We start from the raw sequence: 18,691 nt of genomic DNA, 5'->3' as shown, positions 1-18,691 counted from the left end.
TCAACGCACGCCCCCGCAAGTCACTCGGCTGGAAAACACCAGCCGAAGTATTCCGTGATCTACTGATACCAAGCTAACCACCCAGTGTTGCAACCACCCCTAAAATTCAAGCTTCCGGCGAATAACTGCTACACAGAATGGGGGGCGGGGCGGAAACGCGTGGCTACTCGTCGTTGTCCTCGTCCTCGAGTGCGTCGGCTGCCTCATTGCGCTCCCGCACCTTGGCCAACGCCGCTTCAGCCTCTTGCCGCGTCTCATAGGGGCCGATGAGTGAACGCCAGCCTGACTGCGCGTCCTTCTCCACTTGGTGAGTTTCCACGTTGTACCAGTACTGCGCCATGGTGTTCTCCTGAGGTCTTCGGGTACATTGCATTCTGCTGCTAGCGCCCATCTTAGGCCCAAGCCGGTCACGGCAGCGCCCGCCAGCACCGGCGGCACCCAAACACTTATACAATGGTTTCATGTCTTCCACAGCACTCAAAGCTCCCCCGGGCAAGCTTGTCCCTGGCACCGTCAGCGCACAGCTACCCGTCCCGGTCAAAATTCCGCGGCCCGAATACGTGGGCAAGGCAGGACCTGCCCCCTTTAAGGGTTCGGAGGTCAAGGACGCGCAGACGCTGGAGAAGATCCGCATCTCCTCCAAGATTGCAGCCCAGGCCATTGTGGAGGTCGGCAAGCACATTGTTCCCGGTGTCACCACCGACGCGTTGGACCGCATCGGGCACGAGTTCTTGCTGGACCATCAGGCGTACCCGTCAACACTGGGATACCGGGGCTTTCCCAAGTCCCTGTGCTCCTCCATCAACGAAGTGATCTGCCACGGCATCCCCGACACCACTGTCGTGGACGATGGCGACATCATCAACATCGACATCACAGCGTTTAAGAACGGTGTCCACGGTGACACCAACTTCACGTTCACCGTGGGCGACGTCGACGAGGAGTCGCGCCTGCTGGTGGAACGGACCCGGGAGTCCCTGAACAGGGCCATTCGGGCGGTCGCTCCCGGGCGTGAAATCAATGTCATTGGCCGCACCATTGAGTCCTATGCCAAGCGCTTTGGCTACGGCGTGGTCCGGGACTTTACCGGTCACGGTGTTGGTGAGGCGTTCCACACGGGCCTGATTATTCCGCATTATGACGCAGCACCTGCCCACAACACTGTGCTGGAAGAGGGAATGGTGTTTACTATCGAACCCATGCTCACTCTTGGCACCGTCGAATGGGACATGTGGGCTGATGACTGGACAGTTGTCACTCGCGACCGTAAGCGGACAGCCCAGTTTGAGCACACCATGGTGGTTACCGCCACAGGTGCCGAAGTCTTAACCCTGCCGTAAAACACCCCGTTGACGTGGCTGGCTGCTGTGGCGTCGTCCGCCATACACAGCAACCGGCTGTAGCCTTGTCACTTTCTATTTTTTGGAGCATGCATGTCTAAGAAACACTCATCGAGCACCACTGTTATTGGCATCGACATTGGCGGCACAGGCATCAAGGGCGGCATCGTTGACCTTCATAGTGGCAAAGTGTTGGGTGACCGCTACCGGATCCCCACCCCGAGCCCTTCCACCCCGCAGGAAGTGGCCAAGGTGGTCAAGGCCATCGTTGAAGAGCTGATGACCCGTCCCGAGGCACCCAACGACGACGCACCCGTGGGCATCACGTTCCCCGCCATCATTTCCCACGGGGTGGCTCGATCGGCAGCAAATGTTGACCAGTCCTGGATCGACGCCGACGTGGACGAGATCTTCACCAAGGAGTTGGGCCGCGATGTACAGGTCATGAACGACGCCGACGCAGCCGGTCTGGCGGAGGCCCGCTACGGCGCCGGCCAGGACGTCAAGGGCACTGTTCTGGTGATCACCTTGGGCACGGGTATAGGATCGGCGTTCATCTACGACGGCAAGCTCATCCCCAATGTTGAACTGGGCCATCTGGAACTAGATGGCTTCGCAGCAGAGACCAGGGCCTCGGCGAGTGCCCGGGAACGCGACGACTTGAGCTGGGACGACTACGCGGTCCGCCTGCAACGCTACTTCTCCCACGTGGAGTTCTTGTTCTCCCCTGAACTGTTCATCATTGGTGGGGGGATCTCCAAGCGCAGCGAGGACTACCTACCGCAGCTCAAGCTCAACACCAAAATCATTCCCGCTGAACTAAAGAACAACGCAGGCATTGTGGGCGGCGCCTTGCAGGCAGCTGTGCACTTCAAGCTGACCAAGTAGCCATGAAGCACCGCGGGGTTGCCATTGTTACCGGCTCCAGCCGCGGCATTGGCGCGGCCGTGGCGGTCCAGGCCGCCGCGGCCGGGTACGCCGTGGTGGTCAATTACTCGGCGGATGCCGCCGGAGCCACGGACGTTGTGCGGCGCATAACCGACGACGGCGGGGTGGGCACTGCCGTGCAGGCAGATGTCAGCGATCCAGCAGATGTGCGACGCCTGTTCGAGGCGGCAGCGGCGTTGGGCGAAGTGCGCGCAGTGGTGAACAATGCCGGCATCACGGGCAATCGGATCGGTCCGCTGGTAAATGTCCCCGCGCAGACCATCAAGGATGTGCTGGCCGTGAATGTTGCTGGTGTGATGTTTATGTGCCAGGAGGCCCAGCGACGCATGTCCACCAGCGCCGGGGGCCACGGCGGCTCCATTGTGAACATCTCATCCACCGCCGTGAAGGCTGGATCCCCCGGAACCTGGGTGCACTATGCTGCCTCCAAGGGTGCCGTGGACGTTTTGACGGTGGGATTTGCCGCTGAGGCAGCCGGGGACGGCATCCGGGTCAACGCGGTGTCCCCCGGAATGACTAACACAGGGCTGCATGCCGCAGCGGGCATGCCCAACCGAGTGTCATTGCACGACCACCTCATACCGATGGGACGCGGCGGTGAACCCGAGGAAGTAGCCGCAGCAGTTCTGTGGCTCCTTAGCGATGAGGCTTCCTTCGTCACAGGAGCAGTCCTGCCGGTGTCTGGCGGGCGCTAGCTAAGAAACTGCCGGGCTGGAATTCTTAGGTGGGTTTTGGGCTGTGGCCTCAGATTCGCAGCGCAGTGTTGCAATGGACGCCTCGAAGTCTTCCAGCGATTCGAAAGCCTGATAGACGCTGGCAAAGCGCAGGTAAGCCACCAGGTCCAAGCGTTGCAGGGGCGCCAAAATGGCCAGCCCAACATCATTGGCATCGATTTCGGCGGCACCACTGGCCCTGATTGATTCTTCAACTTCCTGGGCTAGCTTGGCCAGATCGTCGTCGGTGACGGGCCTGCCCTGACAGGCCTTGCGCACACCACTGATGATTTTGCTGCGACTGAAAGGCTCGGCCACCCCTGAACGTTTGGTGACGGAGAGGCTGGCCGTTTCCACTGTGCTGAACCTGCGCCCGCATTCGGTGCACTGGCGGCGGCGCCGGATCGAGGATCCGTCGTCGGACAGGCGCGAATCAACCACGCGTGAGTCGGGATTACGGCAAAACGGGCAGTACATGCATATCCCTTCGGGTCACGATTAGTCCCAGTGTAGAACCATCCGCGGCGAAACTACAATCGTGTGATTACCACATCTTTACCGTACTGTCCAGAGATTTAGGGGAATCGCACGGCCACGGCATCACCGTGGGCGGGCAGGCCTTCCGCCTTGGACAAGGTAATGACATGGTCGGCCACTTGGGCCAAGGCCTCCTTGGTGTAGTTGATCACCTGAACGGCTCGCAGGAACGTGGTGACGTTCAACCCCGACGAGAAGGCTGCCGTGCCACTGGTGGGCAGCACGTGGTTGGAGCCTGCGCAGTAGTCGCCCAGGCTGACGGGGCTGTAGTCCCCGACAAAAATGGCTCCAGCATTGGTGATCTGGGCGGCGACGGCGGCAGCATTCTCGGTGACCACTTCAAGGTGCTCGGCGGCATAGGCGTTGCAGACGGCCACACCCTGCACAAGATCGTCAACAAGAACAATGCCTGATTGAACCCCGCCAAGCGCCGTTTCCACCCGTTCCCGGTGGCGTGTGAGGGCTACTTGGCGCACCAGTTCCACCTCAACGGCGTCGGCCAACTCGGGGGACGTGGTAACCAGGACGGAGGCGGCGTTGGGATCGTGCTCAGCCTGGCTGATCAGATCGGCTGCCACGAAAACTGGGTTGGCACTGTGATCGGCCAAAACGGCAATCTCAGTGGCCCCGGCTTCGGAGTCAATTCCCACAACACCCTTGACCAGGCGCTTGGCCGTGGCCACAAAAATGTTTCCGGGCCCCGTGACTACATCAACCGGTTCAAGCGCCTCTCCCCCACCATCTGCCGTGGTGCCAGCAGCCACACCATAGGCAAATGCCGCAATGGCTTGCGCGCCGCCCATGGCGTACACCTCCTCAATACCCAGAAGCGCGGCGGCGGCTAGGACGGTGAGATCCGGCAGGCCGCCAAACTCCTTCTGCGGCGGCGACGCCAGCGCCACCGACCCCACGCCAGCCGCCAAGGCGGGAACCACGTTCATGATCACCGAGGACGGGTAGGCGGCCAAACCGCCCGGAACATAGAGGCCAACACGGCGGACGGGAAGCCAGTGGGAAGACACCACGGCGCCATTGGCCACCGGAAAATCAACGTTGGCCGGCTTTTGCGCCTCGGCGAAGGCCCTGGCCCTGGCGATGGACTCTTCCAAGGCTGCACGAACCTGCGGGTCCAAGGTGGCAAGCGCCTGGGCCAGGGCCGCAGCCGGGACGCGCGGGTGGTCTTGACGGACGCCGTCGAACTTTTCCGCCAACTCCGCCAGGGCCACGTGGCCGCGCTGGCGGACGTCGGTGATGATGCCGGCAACAGCGTGCTCAGCAGTGGTGACAGTTGACGCGGATGTGCGGGGAACAGCTTTTTTGAGTTCCGCCAAGGTCAAGGTGCGGCCGCGCAGGTCTGTGCGGTTTAGCGTCAGGGGGGCCACCGAAGGTTCAAAATTGCTCACAACAACTCAGCTTACCCGTTGCCTGTGCAGCTGCCCCGCATCATTTCACGATGTGGGATCTGGCGCGTTCTCCACGGCGGGGCCGTTCCGGGGCATCGCGCACCGGCGGTGGCGTAGCCGGGAAGAAGGCATAGGAGCCCACCTGCGCTAAGAACAGTGTGACGACGCTGGCCAAGGGCCACACGATGAGCACCGTTTGGGACCTCAGCGAAAACACCATGCTGGGGTGCGGCAAATTGTTGGCCGGAGTGTGAAACAAGTCCCCGGCAAAGACTCCCATCCGCCACGCAATCACCGAGCCCACCAAACCGCCCACCAGCATCGCGGCTGCGGCAGCCACCGGCACTGGCCCACGCGCCGTTGCCCGCTGTTGCCGCAACAACCACGTGGTGCTGAGGATGCCACCCACCACCAGCAAGGTGGCCAGAACGGCGTCCCTGGGGAACCAGACAGCGAAGTCCTCGCCGTCGCCGTAGAAGGCGCCCCCTGGTGCCAGCAGCCACCAGGCCACACCCAAGAGAGCGCCCAGCGCCACCGAAAACCCCAGCCAGTAGCGCCATGGCGTCGAGTCATCTGGCGTGTGCGAGCCCCTGAGCCAGCTACGTTTGCTGCGTGCCGCTTCATCCTTGCGCAGCGCGCTACGCGAGAGCTCGGCTGACACTGGCGCCGGCTCGTGGAGCGTTGCCGGGAGGTACGGAATCGTCTCACTCATGAATTAACCGTACCCGTTGTTGCCCGCTCATCAGCCTTCCAGACAGGTGGGCCCCAGGAGGACCTTCAAATCGCCAAAAAGGGAAGGCGTGGGATTGACCCTGTGATGCAAAGGAAGCTTCATGACTTTAACTGAACGGCTCCCGGACAGGTGCATTTTGACCTCGGTGTTGCCGCGGTGATCACCCAGAATGGACTTCAGCGCCAGCAGCACCTGCTCATTGGCCTTGTGCTCGGGCAAGGAGATCACCAGCGGCCCGGCCAGGCCCTCACTGAGGTCAGGCACCGTTAGTTCCATGGCGTTCAAGGTGATGGCGCCGTCGTCACGCTTTTGCAGCCTACCCTTGACAACAACAATCAGGTCTTCGGCCAAAATGGTGGCGATGGGCCCGTACACCTGGCCAAAGAACATGACCTCCACGGAGCCACCCAGGTCCTCAATCTCACAGCGGGCGTAGGGGTTTCCGCTGCTCTTAGCAATACGCCGTTGCAGGTTGGTGATCATCCCCGAAATGGTGATGATATGACCATCTTGGGGGCCGTCGTCGGCCAGCAGTTGCGTGATGGAAATGTCCGCGTTCTGGCTCAGGACACCTTCCAGACCCCGCAGCGGGTGATCGGAGACGTAGAGTCCTAGCATGTCGCGTTCAAACGCCAGCTTGTCCTTCTTCTCCCATTCGGGCAGGTCCGGGATCTCGGTGACCAGGGCGGACTCCGGTTCGTTGTCACCACCCAATCCGGCGAACAGGTCAAACTGCCCCACGGCCTCGTTGCGTTTGATGGTGATGACCGAATCCACTGCTTCCTCGTGGATCATGGCCAAGGCGCGCCGCGGATGACCCAGCGAATCAAAAGCTCCGGCCTTGATCAAGGACTCAATGGTGCGCTTGTTGCACACCACTGCCGGGACCTTCAAGAGGAAGTCGGAGAAGTTTTCAAAGTTGCCCCGCTCAAGCCGGGATTCCACCAGGCCGTTGACAACATTGGCGCCAACGTTGCGGATGGCTCCCATGCCGAAGCGGATGTCAGTGTTGATCGGTGTGAAGTTCAACGCCGATTCGTTGACGTCAGGGGCCAACACAGTAATGCCCATATGGCGGCACTCGTTCAGGTACAGTGCCAGCTTGTCCTTGTCGTCACCAACGCTGGTGAGCAGGGCAGCCATGTATTCGGCCGGGTAGTGCGCCTTCAGATACGCCGTCCAGTAGCTGATGACACCGTAGGCGGCCGAGTGGGCCTTGTTGAAGGCGTAATCCGAGAACGGCAACAAAATGGCCCACAAAGTGGTGACGGCGGCGTCTGAGTAGCCGTTGTCCATCATGCCCTGGTGGAAGCCGGCATACTGCTTGTCTAGCTCGGACTTCTTCTTCTTGCCCATGGCCCGGCGCAGAATGTCGGCCCGGCCCAGGGAGTAGCCGGCCAGTTTCTGCGCGATCGACATGACCTGCTCCTGGTACACGATCAAGCCGTAGGTGCCACCGAGAATTTCCGCCAGGGGTTCTTCTAGCTCGGGGTGGATGGGGGTGATGGGTTGGAGCCCGTTCTTGCGCAGGGCATAGTTGGTGTGCGAATCGGCGCCCATGGGACCCGGGCGGTACAAGGCCAAGACGGCGGAGATATCTTCAAAGTTATCCGGGCGCATGAGTTTGAGCAGCGACCGCATGGGCCCGCCGTCGAGCTGGAAAACACCCAGCGTGTCGCCGCGGGCCATCAGCTCATAGGATGCTGCGTCGTCGTACTCCAGGCCTTCAAGGTCAAGGTCGAAGCCCTTGTTCGCCTTGATGTTCTCCAAGGCGTCGGTGATGATGGTGAGGTTTCGCAACCCCAAAAAGTCCATCTTGATCAGGCCGAGGCCCTCACTGGTGGGGTAATCGAATTGGGTGATGACCTGGCCGTCTTGGATGCGGCGCATGATGGGGATGACATCGATGATGGGGTCCGAGCTCATGATCACGCCGGCAGCGTGCACGCCCCACTGGCGCTTGAGACCTTCCAAGCCCTTGGACAGTTCAAAGACCTTGGCCGCTTCGGGATCGGTGTTGATCAGGTTGCGGAAATCCGCCGCCTCGCCGTAACGCTTGGCTTCGGGGTTTTCAATGTCATTGAGCGAAATGTCCTTGGCCATGACGGCCGGGGGCAGCGCCTTGGTCAGCATTTCGCCCATGCTGAAGGGGTGCCCCAGCACTCGGGAGGAGTCCTTCAACGCCTGTTTGGTCTTGATGCTGCCGTAGGTGACGATCATGGCAACACGCTCATCACCGTACTTTTCCGTCACATACTTGATGACCTCGTGGCGGCGACGATCATCGAAGTCCACGTCAAAGTCGGGCATGGAGACACGTTCCGGGTTCAGGAACCGCTCAAAGATGAGCCCGTGACGCAACGGGTCTAGGTCTGTGATGCGCATGGCGTACGCCACCATGGAACCGGCACCGGAACCACGCCCGGGACCCACCCGGATGCCGTGGTCCTTTGACCAGTTGATGAAGTCAGCCACCACCAGGAAGTAGCCGGGGAAGCCCATCTTGATGATGACATCGAGTTCGTAGTCAGCCTGTTTGCGGACCTCGTCGGGGATCCCGCCCGGGTACCTGTACCGCAGGCCCGTGTCCACCTCCTTGACCAGCCAGGACGTCTCGTCCTCTCCTGGCGGGCAGGGGAACTTGGGCATGTAGTTGGCGTTGGTGTTGAAGGACACGTCGCAGCGTTCGGCGATCAGCAGCGTGTTGTCACAGGCTTCGGGCAGCTCGGAGAACAGTGCGCGCATTTCCGCAGGCGACTTCAGGTAGTAGCCGCTGCCGCTGAAAGCAAAACGCTTGCCACCCTCGTCATAGGTGGGTTCGGTCAGGGTCGACGCCGACTGCAGAGCCAACAAGGCCTCATGGGCTTTGGCGTCATGCTCGTGGGTGTAGTGAAGGTCGTTGGTGGCCACCAACGGAATGTCCAGTTCCTTGGCCAGGCGCAGAAGATCCTTGGTGACCCGGCGCTCAATGTCCAGACCATGATCCATGAGCTCGCAGAAGTAGTTTTCCGCACCGAAAATGTCCCGGAATTCAGATGCCGCGGCCTTGGCCTCGTTGTACTGGCCCAGACGCAGCCTGGTTTGCACCTCACCCGAGGGGCAGCCAGTGGTGGCGATCAGCCCGGAGTGGTACTGGTTGAGCAGTTCCCGGTCAAGGCGCGGGTGCTTGCCCATGGGTGAATCCAGGGACCCCAACGATGATGCCCTGAACAGGTTCCGCATGCCCTGGTTGTTGTAGCTGAGCAGCGTCATGTGCGTGTAGAAACCGCCACCGGAGACGTCGTCCCTGCGCTGGCTCTCATCCGTGCGCCACTTGACCCTGGTCTTGTCGGTGCGCGCGGTCCCCGGGGTGACGTAAGCCTCGACGCCAATGATCGGTTTGATGCCGGCGTCGGTGGCCTTTTTCCAGAAGTCGAAGGCACCGAATAGATAGCCATGATCTGTTGTCGCCAGGGCCGGCATTTCCAGGCGTTTGGCTTCCTCAAACAGCTCGGTCAGGCGCGCAGCACCGTCCAGCATGGAGTATTCGGTGTGCGTATGAAGATGGACAAAACTGTCAGTCGATGAGCTAGCCACCGAACCATTCTAGTGCTCAAAAACGGAACGGAGGGCGTATGGGTGGGCCCACACGGCCGAGGGGTCCCGGTTTCAGACGCGCCAGCGGCTGGAACCGGGGAGGGCGTGGGTGGGCCCACACGGCCGAGGGGTCCCGGTTTCAGACGCGCCAGCGGCTGGAACCGGGGAGGTCGTGGGGCCTAGTGCTCGCCGCGCAAATGATCCAGGGCATAGTTCAAGTCTTGGGGATACGGGCTGGTGACACTGACCCAATCCCCCGAGGACGGGTGCGTAAAGCCCAACCTGTGAGCGTGCAACCACTGCCGAGTCAGACCCAGTTCGGCTGCCAGCGTGGGATCGGCACCATAGGTCAGATCCCCCGCGCAGGGGTGGCGGAGGGCTGAGAAATGAACGCGAATCTGGTGGGTCCGGCCCGTTTCCAAATGCACCTCCACCAGGGATGCCTTGCCGAACGCCTCCAGCACCTCATAGTGCGTAATGGAGGGCCGGCCGTCTTCGATCACGGCAAAGCGCCAGTCGTAGCCCGGATGCCGTCCGATGGGTGCATCAATGGTGCCACGCAACGGATCGGGCAACCCCTGAACCACCGCGTGATACACCTTCTCAACGGTGCGTTCCCGAAACGCCTGCTTCAAGACCGTGTAGGCGTGCTCGGTCTTGGCCACCACCATGGCGCCGGAGGTGCCAACATCGAGCCGGTGCACAATCCCCACCCGCTCTTGGGCGCCGGACGTTGAGATGCGGAAACCGGCCGCGGCCAGGCCACCGACCACTGTTGGACCCACCCAGCCCGGGGACGGGTGGGCGGCCACACCCACAGGCTTGTCGACAACCACAAAGTCATCATCATCCAACAAAATGTCCAGACCCTCAACGGGCTCCACCACCACTTCCAACGGATCACGGCGTTCGGGGATGGTCACTTGAACGTTGGCGCCGGCCTTGAACTTCTCGCTCTTGCCCAGCACCGCCCCGTCCTGCAACACGTTTCCCTCGGTGCACAACAGTGCCGCCGCGGAACGGGAGATGCCCAGCAGGGCTGCCAGTCCGGCGTCGGCCCGGCGTCCGGCTACGTCCTGCGGGACGCTAAACGTTTCAGTCATTGGTGGCACCCTTGCCCTGATCCTTGATGGTTGCTGTGCCGGTCTCCGGCACGGGGGTTTCCTGCACGGCGGCGTGTCTGGAACCGTCCATGCCAATGCCCAGCAGGGTCAGCAGGCAAATGACTATGACCCCGCCAACCACACCCATGTCGGCCATATTGAAGATGGCGAAGTTCGGGAAGGAGATGAAGTCAACCACGTGGCCCATACCGAACGACGGCGGTCGGAACAGCCTGTCGGTCAGGTTGCCCAGGGCGCCACCAAGGACCAAGCCCAGGCCGATGGCCCACCAGATGGAGCCAATGCGGCGGGAGAGGAAGATGATGGCCACGGCAACAGCGGCCATGATCAGGGTGAAGAACCAGGTGAAGCTTTCGCCGATGGAGAAGGCGGCCCCGGGATTGCGGATGAAGTACCACTGCAGCACCCCGTCAATGACAGGGATGGTTTCGCCTTCAACCATGGTGGAGGTGACCCACCACTTGGTCAACTGGTCGCATACATAAGCAAAGGCGGCAACGCCAAGCCACAACAACCAAACGGGTCGACGGACGGGTTTGGGGGTGGCCACCGGGTCAGACAGAGAGTTCTCGCTCATGACGCTTTCATTTGTTCTTGGACAAAAGGATTCGGTTCAATCATAGTTTGCTTCGCCGGAAGCCACGCTCAGCCGGCCCGCCAGGATGCAGAACGGGTGATTCGGGCGGTTCGCGGCGCGTTCGCCCACCCGAAGACGCCACAACTCCCTGCGAGGGGGCGGGCGGAGTTGACCGGGCGTTAACGAAACAAAAGCCGGTGGTTCAAGTTTCCTTGAACCACCGGCTTTTAGTTGTCCGATTTATGAATCGGAGTTGCTCTCAGAGAAATCCGGTGCTGCCACCGAACCGCGAGCATCCAAGTCACGCAGCTGACCTTCAATGTAGGTCTTCAAACGTGAACGGTAGTCGCGCTCGAAGCCACGCAACTGCTCAACCTTGCGCTCAAGCACTGAACGCTGCTGCTCCAGGGCACCGAGCGTCTTACGGCTCTTCTCCTGGGCATCGTTGACCAGTGTGCTGGCCTCGATCTGTGCTTCGGCAATGATCTTGTCGCGCTGCTCCACACCGGCGTTGACGTATTCGTCATGCAGGCGCTGGGCCAAGGCGATAACACCTGATGCGGACTCGGCAGAGGATGCGCTAGCGGCCGGCGCTGGCGCAGCTACTACAACTTCCTCAACAACCGGTTCCGGCTCAACTACCGTCTCCTTGGCAACTGGCTCCACGGGAGCAGCTTCCGCCACTACCTCAGGAGTCTTCGCCAGCAGCGGGGCTGCCTGCGCAGGAACTGCTGCAGTGTTGGAAGAGCCATCGGCGAGCTGCTTGCGCAGTTCGTCATTCTCTTGATGCAATCGACGAAGTTCAACGACGATTTCGTCAAGAAAATCGTCGACTTCGTCCTGGTCATAGCCTTCACGGAACTTGGTCGGCTGGAACCGTTTGTTGACAACGTCTTCTGGCGTAAGCGCCATCTAGTCACCTCATTGGTCTTAGTGAGTCTGGAACCGGCCGAAACCTTACCGACTACGGTACCTAATACAAATCTAGCGATCCGTACTGGGGGTCTATCGCTTTTTACAATATAACTTTTCGTGCGTGAAAACTAACGACGCGGCGCTAATTCACAAAACTTTTTGTGACACTCATCCCAATACCCACGCCAAGGAGCAAAAGTATGAAGCCAATGTCCAGCGCCATGGAGCCGATTCGCAGCGGCGGAATCAGGGCGCGCAGCTTGCGCAGCGGTGGATCTGTCAGGCGGTAGACCACCGACGCACCAACCAAGGCCGCCCCCTTGGGCCGCCAATCGCGGGCAAATACCTGTATCCAATCAAACACCATGCGTAACAAAAGCGTAAGAAAGTACAGCAGGAGCAACAAGTACAGAAGAACGAAAACAATTGACACGGGTGTGCACACAATCACTAGGTTGAGAAAAACCGGACCCTTGACTCTAAGAATAAACCAGGCCGGTCCGCGGCGGCCCGGGCCACCGCAGACACGTCACTCTTTTATCCTGCACTGTTCATAACGAACTGCCCGGACACTTTGTGCCCGGGCAGTGGAATCGTTCGACCTGCAGGTGCCCTAGCTCTGGTTGAAGAAGCTTGCCTGGGTGTCGGAGAGCTTCTTGTCATCACCGAGGACTTCGATGTAGGAGGGTGAGAGCAGGAACACCTTGTTGGTGACCCGTTCTATTGACCCGCGCAAACCAAACACCAAGCCCGCCGAGAAATCAACAAGGCGCTTGGCGTCGGCCTCACCCATGTCGGTGACGTTCATGATGACGGGGATGCCATCGCGGAAGCTCTCGCCAATGATCTTCGCGTCATTGTAGGAGCGAGGGTGAACGGTGGTGATCTGACGCAAGCTAACAGCCTCTTCCCGGTTTGATGCGGCACGTTTAATGGGGGTCACCGGAGCGCGGTATTCTTCGTCTCCGGCCTTGGCGGCGGGTGGCTCAGCTACTGCCGTCGCGGCTGGCGCTGACTCACGCTCATACTGCTCGGCGTAGTCTTCGTCCTTGGGCGCGGAAGGCGCATGCCCAGCGTCATAGTGCTCGTCACCGTCGGCGAGCCCAAGAAAGATCATTGTCTTGCGCATAGCGCCAGCCATGGTAGCTCCTCATTAGTCCGGAAAACACTCAAACATGTGAATATCTGAACATGCGAACACTTCAGAGGAGGTGATCGTAAAATCAGTTGTTTTCAACACTCAAAACGCTACAGCACCACTGGGCGAGGGCCGAGTATATCGGAACCGACACGCAGGTGTGTTGCACCGGCTGCTATGGCGGCGTCGAGATCGTGGCTCATGCCGGCGGAAATACCTGTGGCTTGCGGATGCTCGGCCACGAGCTTGGCTGAAAGCTCGGACAACAGCGAGAAGGCGGGTTCTGGCGCAACCCCCAGGGGCGCCACGGTCATCAATCCAGCGAGCGTGAGGCCGTCGGTGGCGGCAATGAGCTCTGCCAGTTCCACCATGTCCGACGGCGTGAGCCCTCCCCTGCCGCTGTTGGCCGCACCATCGGTGGCCGCCAGGGCCGGGTAGGCCTGACTCAGGTCAAGTTGTATGAAACACGCCAGTGCGGCCCGCCCCGTGGCGGCCTGCTGCCGGACCATGGCGTTCCCGAGCGCACTGACCAGCGAAGCCCTGTCGATGGAGTGAACCGAGTGGGCGTATTCCACCACCGACTTCGCCTTGTTCTTCTGGAGTTGCCCAATGAAGTGCCACCGGAGGGCAGGATCGCCCACGTGGTGGGCCTTGGCGGCCGCCTCCTGGTCCCGGTTCTCGCCCACGTCACGCACGCCCAGTGCCCCCAGCCGCAGCACGTCCGCCGCCGGATGGAACTTGGTCACCACTATCAGTGTGGGGTCACCGGCCTGGGCGGTGTTTGCGTTCGCCGCGGTGCGGGCAGCAACGGCTGCACCGATGCGCTGCTGGACAGCAGTCAGCCGTTGGGAGAGTTGCTCGGTGCGGGGGTCGTCCACGGTCATGCTGTGAATGCTTTCGGTTCTGGAGCGCCATGCTCTGCGGTGGTGACAAAGCCGATGAAGCGTCCCTCAACCTCACCGTCGCGAACAGCACGGCGGTGGGAGAAGAACCGGGCATCTTCGAAGGTACACACACCGGCCGGGTGTCCCTTCACGCCGGCTGCGGCAAGTTGGGCCAGCACCGCAGCAGGCAGGTCCAGTGCCGGGGTGTCCCATGAGGTGGTGGCGAAGGCTTCGGGCACCACATCCGCCACGGCGGCTCGCATCGAGTCGGGCACCTCGTAGCACCGTCCACAAATGCTTGGCCCCAGCCAGGCCTCGATCTCGCAGGCACCAACGCTTCGCATTCTCGCCACCACGGCAGCTATGACGGCGCATTCCACCCCCGGCCGGCCGGCATGGGCAACGGCCAGGATGGGTGAGCCACTGGAGTCTTCACCGACCAACACCACGGGGACACAATCCGCCACCATGACAGCCAGCGCCCTGTCCGTGGAAACCATCGCGTCAGCGGTGGGTGCCTTCTCCGGCGCAGCGCCGGCGCCCGGATCGTAGCGGGCCGGGCTGCCAACATCTGCCCCGTGCACCTGGTTCATGTATGCCAGTGGCACTGTCACGGCCGAGCCGCGCAGCCCGGCCAGTTCGCCGTCGAGGCTTGCCCGCCGCCGGGCGACCTCAGCCCCCTCATCGCCAACATGAAAGGCCAGGTTGCCAGCTGTGGTGTCCGTGAAGCCCACCCACACTCCGGGGCGTACTTGTTCAGAAAACCACATACTGTCAACCTGACCGTTCATAGGTGCCCGAGAGAAGAATCTGCAGGCGTCGGTGCTATTTACTTCAGGAAGTCCGGAACATCCAAGTCATCGGCGCGGTGGCCCGTGAGGTCCGGTTCCACAATGGCTGGCAGTTCAACATCAAAGCCGCCATCTGCCGGAACGTGGGTCCCTGACTGCTGGCCCCACTGGTTCAAGTTGGTGACGGATGCGCTGCTAGGCACTGTGGCCGGAGTCGGCGGAGCCACCTGGGCGGCCGGTTCCTGGGTTTCGGGAGCCTTGTCGGGGGCATCAAAACCAGCGGCGATGACGGTGACGCGCACCTCGTCGCCCAGGGCGTCGTCAATGACGGCACCGAAGATGATGTTCGCCTCAGGGTGAGCAACTTCTTGCACCAGGCGGGCGGCCTCGTTGATTTCAAACAAGCCCAAATCGGAGCCACCCTGGATGGACAGCAGAACACCGTGCGCACCGTCAATGGAGGCTTCGAGCAGCGGCGAAGCAATCGCCAATTCGGCCGCCTTGACGGCACGGTCTTCGCCACGGGCTGAGCCGATGCCCATCAGTGCCGAACCGGCACCCTGCATCACTGACTTGACGTCGGCGAAGTCAAGGTTGATCAAGCCGGGGGTGGTGATGAGGTCGGTGATGCCCTGCACACCTGAAAGCAGTACCTGGTCGGCTGAGCGGAACGCCTCAAGGACTGAGACGTTGCGGTCGCTGATGGACAGCAGGCGATCGTTGGGGATCACGATCAACGTGTCCACCTCGTCGCGCAGTGCCTCAATGCCGCTGTCGGCGCTGGTGGCGCGGCGGCGGCCTTCAAAGGTGAACGGTCGGGTGACCACACCAATGGTCAGTGCACCCAGGCCGCGAGCAATGCGGGCCACGACCGGCGCGCCACCGGTTCCGGTGCCGCCACCTTCGCCGGCGGTCACGAAGACCATGTCGGCACCGCGAAGTACCTCTTCGATCTCTTCCTGGTGGTCTTCGGCCGCTTGACGACCAACATCGGGGTTGGCCCCGGCACCCAAACCGCGCGTGAGCTCCCGGCCCACGTCAAGCTTGACGTCGGCGTCACTCATCAACAAGGCCTGTGCGTCGGTATTGATGGCGATGAACTCAACGCCGCGCAAGCCCACGTCAATCATGCGGTTTACCGCATTTACGCCGCCACCGCCGATGCCGACGACCTTGATGACTGCCAAGTAATTCTGGGGTGCTGCCACGTTAAGTGTCCCTTGTTCGTATGTTGCCAGAAGTTCTAAAAATCGTTGGTGGCCACCGAAGCCTGCAGCCTTTTGTTGCCGCCAGCATCGATTCTGGGAGCGAACAATAAATTATACTGGAAGCCCTGTAGCCTAACCTTCAACTTGAAGGTTATAGTTATGTCAACTATCTCTTCTCAGTGACGCTATGGTGCATCCGGGCCGCATGCAATTACCGCTCCCGCGTGTCGAAAAGAATCCTCAAAAAAGACCCCAAAACACCCCTGTCGTTGCCCAGCTGTTCGCCCCCGCGCCACATCAGCGCGTCACAGGGTGACGCGGGGCACTGACGTCAAAGACCTTTGCCGGGGCCGGGGCCGGCTTGCCGGCCACGGAAGTGGGCGGCGGAGCATTCAGCAAGGCCTCCAGGACTTGCGCCTTGAGCACCATGTCGCTGGCATTGCCCCACGTGACGCTTCGTCCGTCAGCAAGCTTGAGCTCCACGGCATCGGGCGACTTGGCTGAGGCGTTGGCCAGCTGCCCCAGAATGGACTGGGGCAAGTTCGCCAGCACGGCCGTCACGGCAGCGAAGGTGTCCTTGCCGATGGCTGCCTTACCGCCGTCGATCAACGGCAGAGCCACCTTGCCCGGATCCGTGGTCGCAGCCAGCTGCACGCCATCCTGATCCACCAAAAGGTACTCTTTGCCGTTTTTCAGCAGCGCCACAGGCACCCGCTCCACAATATGGACTACCAAGGTGGATGGCGGCCTGGCTTCAATGCGGGAACTCTTGACCTCAATAATGGGCTTGAGCAGCTCTTCCACCTCGGCGCCGTTGACCTGCGGCAGCGGCCTGGCCAGCAGGGGCGCCACCGCGTCCTGGAGGATCTTCTCCCCCACCAGTTTCTGGCCGTCAAAGACAACAGTTTTCACGGCCAGCGCCGGTGAAAACAACGCCACGGCCATGACCAAGGCCACGACCGCCGCCACTGCCACGGCTGAGAACCAAAGGGTGCGACGCCGGCGCTTGTGTTCGGGCACGGGAAACGTGAGGACCTGGGCGTGGTGGCCAGCGTCGGGATCGTGCCGCTGCCGGGTTTTCGCCGCAGCTGGTGTGGCCGGCTCAACAGTTTTGGCGGCCTTGACGGTCTTGGCGGGTTTGGGGAGTAGCTGCCCCATTCCCGCCAGCAGCCTCTTGCCGGCGGACGGACCCGCAGGTGGCGTCGCCGTTGGCTCGTCCACTGGCAACGGCGCCACGGACACCTTGGCGCTGGTGGCCCGCGGCGCAGCACTTGCCTGTTCCTTGGCAGCAGCTGGCGACGGCGTTGGCCGAGTCTTGATGACCCGTGGTTTGCGTGGCTCAGCCATCGCCGCGTCCACCTTTGAGCCCGGTCCCGGGCCCGGCGTTTAACGCGGCCACTAGGGCGGGCCCATACTCGGTGACGTCCCCTGCCCCCACAGTTAAGATGATGTCCCCTGTCACGGCGACCGCCGCCAGGTGCGCTATGGCCGCACCAGCGTCGGGGGCGTAGCCGAACGGTGTTGTCAGGGCCCCGGTGATGAGTTCGCTGGTGACGCCGGGAAGGGGGTCCTCGCGGGCCGGAAAAATGTCCAGGACAGCCACGGTGTCGGCCAGCTCTAGGGCCTTGGCGAACTCCGTGGCGAACTCTGCCGTGCGGGAAAACAAGTGCGGCTGAAACAACACATGAACCTTGTGGCTGCCGGCCACTGTCCTTGCGGCCTTGAGCGCAGCGGTGACTTCGGTGGGATGGTGGGCGTAGTCGTCATAGACGCTCACCCCGCGCCCCTGCCCCTTGGCTTCAAACCGCCTGGCCGCGCCGCTGAAATTGGCTAGGGCTGCCAGCGCGGCCGGCAGCTCAACACCGAGAGCAAGAGCTACCGCCACGGCGGCGGCCGCATTGTTGAGGTTGTGGTCCCCGGGCACTTGCAAACGCAGGGTGAATGAGCCGGCAGGGTGCAAATGCTCGGCGACCACCACTGTGGCCGTGGTGTGGAGGCCATCATTCGTGCCCGGCACCAGCCGGATGTCAGCGGACGGGGAAAACCCGTAGCTGATGCACTGCTTCCCGGCGGCCACAGCCTGGGCGGCTAGGGCCGCCGATCCGGCGTCGTCGGCACAGGCAATCAGGGTGCCATCAGCCGGCAACAGGCTCATGAATTGTTCAAAGGCGGCAACCACGGCATCGGCCGTGCCGTAGTGGTCCAGATGGTCGGCCTCAAGATTGGTCACCACAGCAATGCGCGGCCTGTAGTTCAAGAAGGAAGCGTCGGACTCATCAGCCTCCGCCACGAAGACCCCGGCGCTGCCGTGGGCGGCGTTGACGCCGAGGCCCTGCACAGTGCCACCCACGGCAAAGGAGGCGTCCACGCCGGCACCCTTGAGCATCACGGTGATCATGGAGGTGGTGGTCGTCTTGCCATGCGTGCCGGCCACCGCCACGACGACGTCGTCTGCCATGGCCGCGGCGAGGGCCTGGGACCTGTGCAGGACCCGGAGCCCGGCTGCGCGGGCGGCCACCAGCTCCGGGTTGTTGGCCCGAATTGCTGTGGAAACAACCACCGTGTCGGCAGCTGCAACGTTCTGGGCGTCCTGGCCCACATGGACTGTGGCACCCATGGCGCCGAGTTCAGCGAGGCCCGCGGAAGCCTTGGCGTCCGAGCCGCTGACGGTAACCCCCTGCCCCAGCATGATCCTGGCAATGGCCGACATGCCCGCCCCACCCATGCCAATGAAATGCACGCGACCCAGTTCCGCCAACGTTGGCGGCTGGTACGGCACGGCAGTTTTCGTTTCAGTCATGTCC

Annotated in this window: 18 protein-coding genes; 3 read left to right on the top strand and 15 right to left on the bottom strand. The window is 61.8% G+C overall.

The genetic code is table 11. The features are described 5' to 3' along the window. Positions 1 to 163 precede the first annotated feature (163 nt). Complete coding sequence (locus ACX80E_RS05140) at positions 164 to 340, bottom strand: SPOR domain-containing protein (protein ID WP_459300832.1); 177 nt, start codon at positions 338 to 340, stop codon at positions 164 to 166. A 121-nt stretch (positions 341 to 461) separates the two neighbouring features. Here ACX80E_RS05140 and map point away from each other — a divergent pair, with 121 nt between their 5' ends. The 3 genes from map to ACX80E_RS05125 all read left to right on the top strand — a co-directional run bounded on the left by map (position 462) and on the right by ACX80E_RS05125 (position 2,983). Beyond that, entirely contained in the window at positions 462 to 1,340 is an 879-nt protein-coding gene (gene map / locus ACX80E_RS05135; protein ID WP_459300831.1) for a type I methionyl aminopeptidase, read from the top strand. Between the two features lie 93 nt (positions 1,341 to 1,433). Beyond that, positions 1,434 to 2,228: a polyphosphate--glucose phosphotransferase gene (gene ppgK / locus ACX80E_RS05130; RefSeq protein ID WP_459300830.1), complete on the top strand. Its 795-nt coding sequence runs from the start codon at positions 1,434 to 1,436 to the stop codon at positions 2,226 to 2,228. A gap of 2 nt (positions 2,229 to 2,230) precedes the next feature. Next, entirely contained in the window at positions 2,231 to 2,983 is a 753-nt protein-coding gene (locus ACX80E_RS05125; RefSeq protein ID WP_459300829.1) for an SDR family oxidoreductase, read from the top strand. Here the strand turns inward: ACX80E_RS05125 and nrdR are convergent, their stop codons facing one another. The 14 genes from nrdR to murC form a co-directional block, all read right to left on the bottom strand. Continuing rightward, positions 2,984 to 3,478 (bottom strand): transcriptional regulator NrdR, encoded by a 495-nt coding sequence (nrdR, locus tag ACX80E_RS05120; protein ID WP_459300828.1) that lies wholly within the window; start codon positions 3,476 to 3,478, stop codon positions 2,984 to 2,986. 98 nt (positions 3,479 to 3,576) lie between these two features. Further along, positions 3,577 to 4,941: a histidinol dehydrogenase gene (gene hisD / locus ACX80E_RS05115; RefSeq protein WP_459300827.1), complete on the bottom strand. Its 1,365-nt coding sequence runs from the start codon at positions 4,939 to 4,941 to the stop codon at positions 3,577 to 3,579. A gap of 40 nt (positions 4,942 to 4,981) precedes the next feature. Then, entirely contained in the window at positions 4,982 to 5,653 is a 672-nt protein-coding gene (locus ACX80E_RS05110) for a hypothetical protein (protein WP_459300826.1), read from the bottom strand. 30 nt (positions 5,654 to 5,683) lie between these two features. Beyond that, positions 5,684 to 9,250, bottom strand: coding sequence for a DNA polymerase III subunit alpha (dnaE, locus tag ACX80E_RS05105; RefSeq protein WP_459300825.1), 3,567 nt, complete (start codon positions 9,248 to 9,250; stop codon positions 5,684 to 5,686). Between the two features lie 179 nt (positions 9,251 to 9,429). Beyond that, complete coding sequence (locus ACX80E_RS05100) at positions 9,430 to 10,353, bottom strand: RluA family pseudouridine synthase (protein WP_459300824.1); 924 nt, start codon at positions 10,351 to 10,353, stop codon at positions 9,430 to 9,432. Further along, positions 10,346 to 10,951 (bottom strand): signal peptidase II, encoded by a 606-nt coding sequence (lspA, locus tag ACX80E_RS05095; protein ID WP_459300823.1) that lies wholly within the window; start codon positions 10,949 to 10,951, stop codon positions 10,346 to 10,348. Before lspA ends, ACX80E_RS05100 begins: the two co-directional genes overlap by 8 nt. Before the next feature lie 240 nt (positions 10,952 to 11,191). Next, complete coding sequence (locus ACX80E_RS05090; protein ID WP_459300822.1) at positions 11,192 to 11,863, bottom strand: DivIVA domain-containing protein; 672 nt, start codon at positions 11,861 to 11,863, stop codon at positions 11,192 to 11,194. Between the two features lie 145 nt (positions 11,864 to 12,008). Further along, positions 12,009 to 12,299, bottom strand: coding sequence for a YggT family protein (locus ACX80E_RS05085; RefSeq protein ID WP_459300821.1), 291 nt, complete (start codon positions 12,297 to 12,299; stop codon positions 12,009 to 12,011). Between the two features lie 180 nt (positions 12,300 to 12,479). Then, positions 12,480 to 13,007: a cell division protein SepF gene (locus tag ACX80E_RS05080; RefSeq protein WP_459300820.1), complete on the bottom strand. Its 528-nt coding sequence runs from the start codon at positions 13,005 to 13,007 to the stop codon at positions 12,480 to 12,482. A gap of 107 nt (positions 13,008 to 13,114) precedes the next feature. Then, complete coding sequence (locus ACX80E_RS05075; RefSeq protein WP_459300819.1) at positions 13,115 to 13,888, bottom strand: YggS family pyridoxal phosphate-dependent enzyme; 774 nt, start codon at positions 13,886 to 13,888, stop codon at positions 13,115 to 13,117. Further along, complete coding sequence (locus tag ACX80E_RS05070; RefSeq protein WP_459300818.1) at positions 13,885 to 14,658, bottom strand: laccase domain-containing protein; 774 nt, start codon at positions 14,656 to 14,658, stop codon at positions 13,885 to 13,887. The genes ACX80E_RS05075 and ACX80E_RS05070 overlap by 4 nt, the downstream gene beginning before the upstream one ends. A 59-nt stretch (positions 14,659 to 14,717) precedes the next feature. Then, complete coding sequence (gene ftsZ / locus ACX80E_RS05065) at positions 14,718 to 15,887, bottom strand: cell division protein FtsZ (protein WP_459300817.1); 1,170 nt, start codon at positions 15,885 to 15,887, stop codon at positions 14,718 to 14,720. Between the two features lie 297 nt (positions 15,888 to 16,184). Continuing rightward, positions 16,185 to 17,234, bottom strand: coding sequence for a cell division protein FtsQ/DivIB (locus ACX80E_RS05060; protein WP_459300816.1), 1,050 nt, complete (start codon positions 17,232 to 17,234; stop codon positions 16,185 to 16,187). Next, a complete protein-coding gene (gene murC, locus ACX80E_RS05055) occupies positions 17,227 to 18,687 on the bottom strand; it encodes a UDP-N-acetylmuramate--L-alanine ligase (protein WP_459300815.1) in 1,461 nt (486 codons plus the stop codon). Before murC ends, ACX80E_RS05060 begins: the two co-directional genes overlap by 8 nt. Positions 18,688 to 18,691: the final 4 nt, after the last annotated feature.

The sequence above is a fragment of the Arthrobacter sp. TMN-49 genome (assembly GCF_054511095.1).
This window is presented reverse-complemented; position numbering and strand designations above follow the sequence as displayed.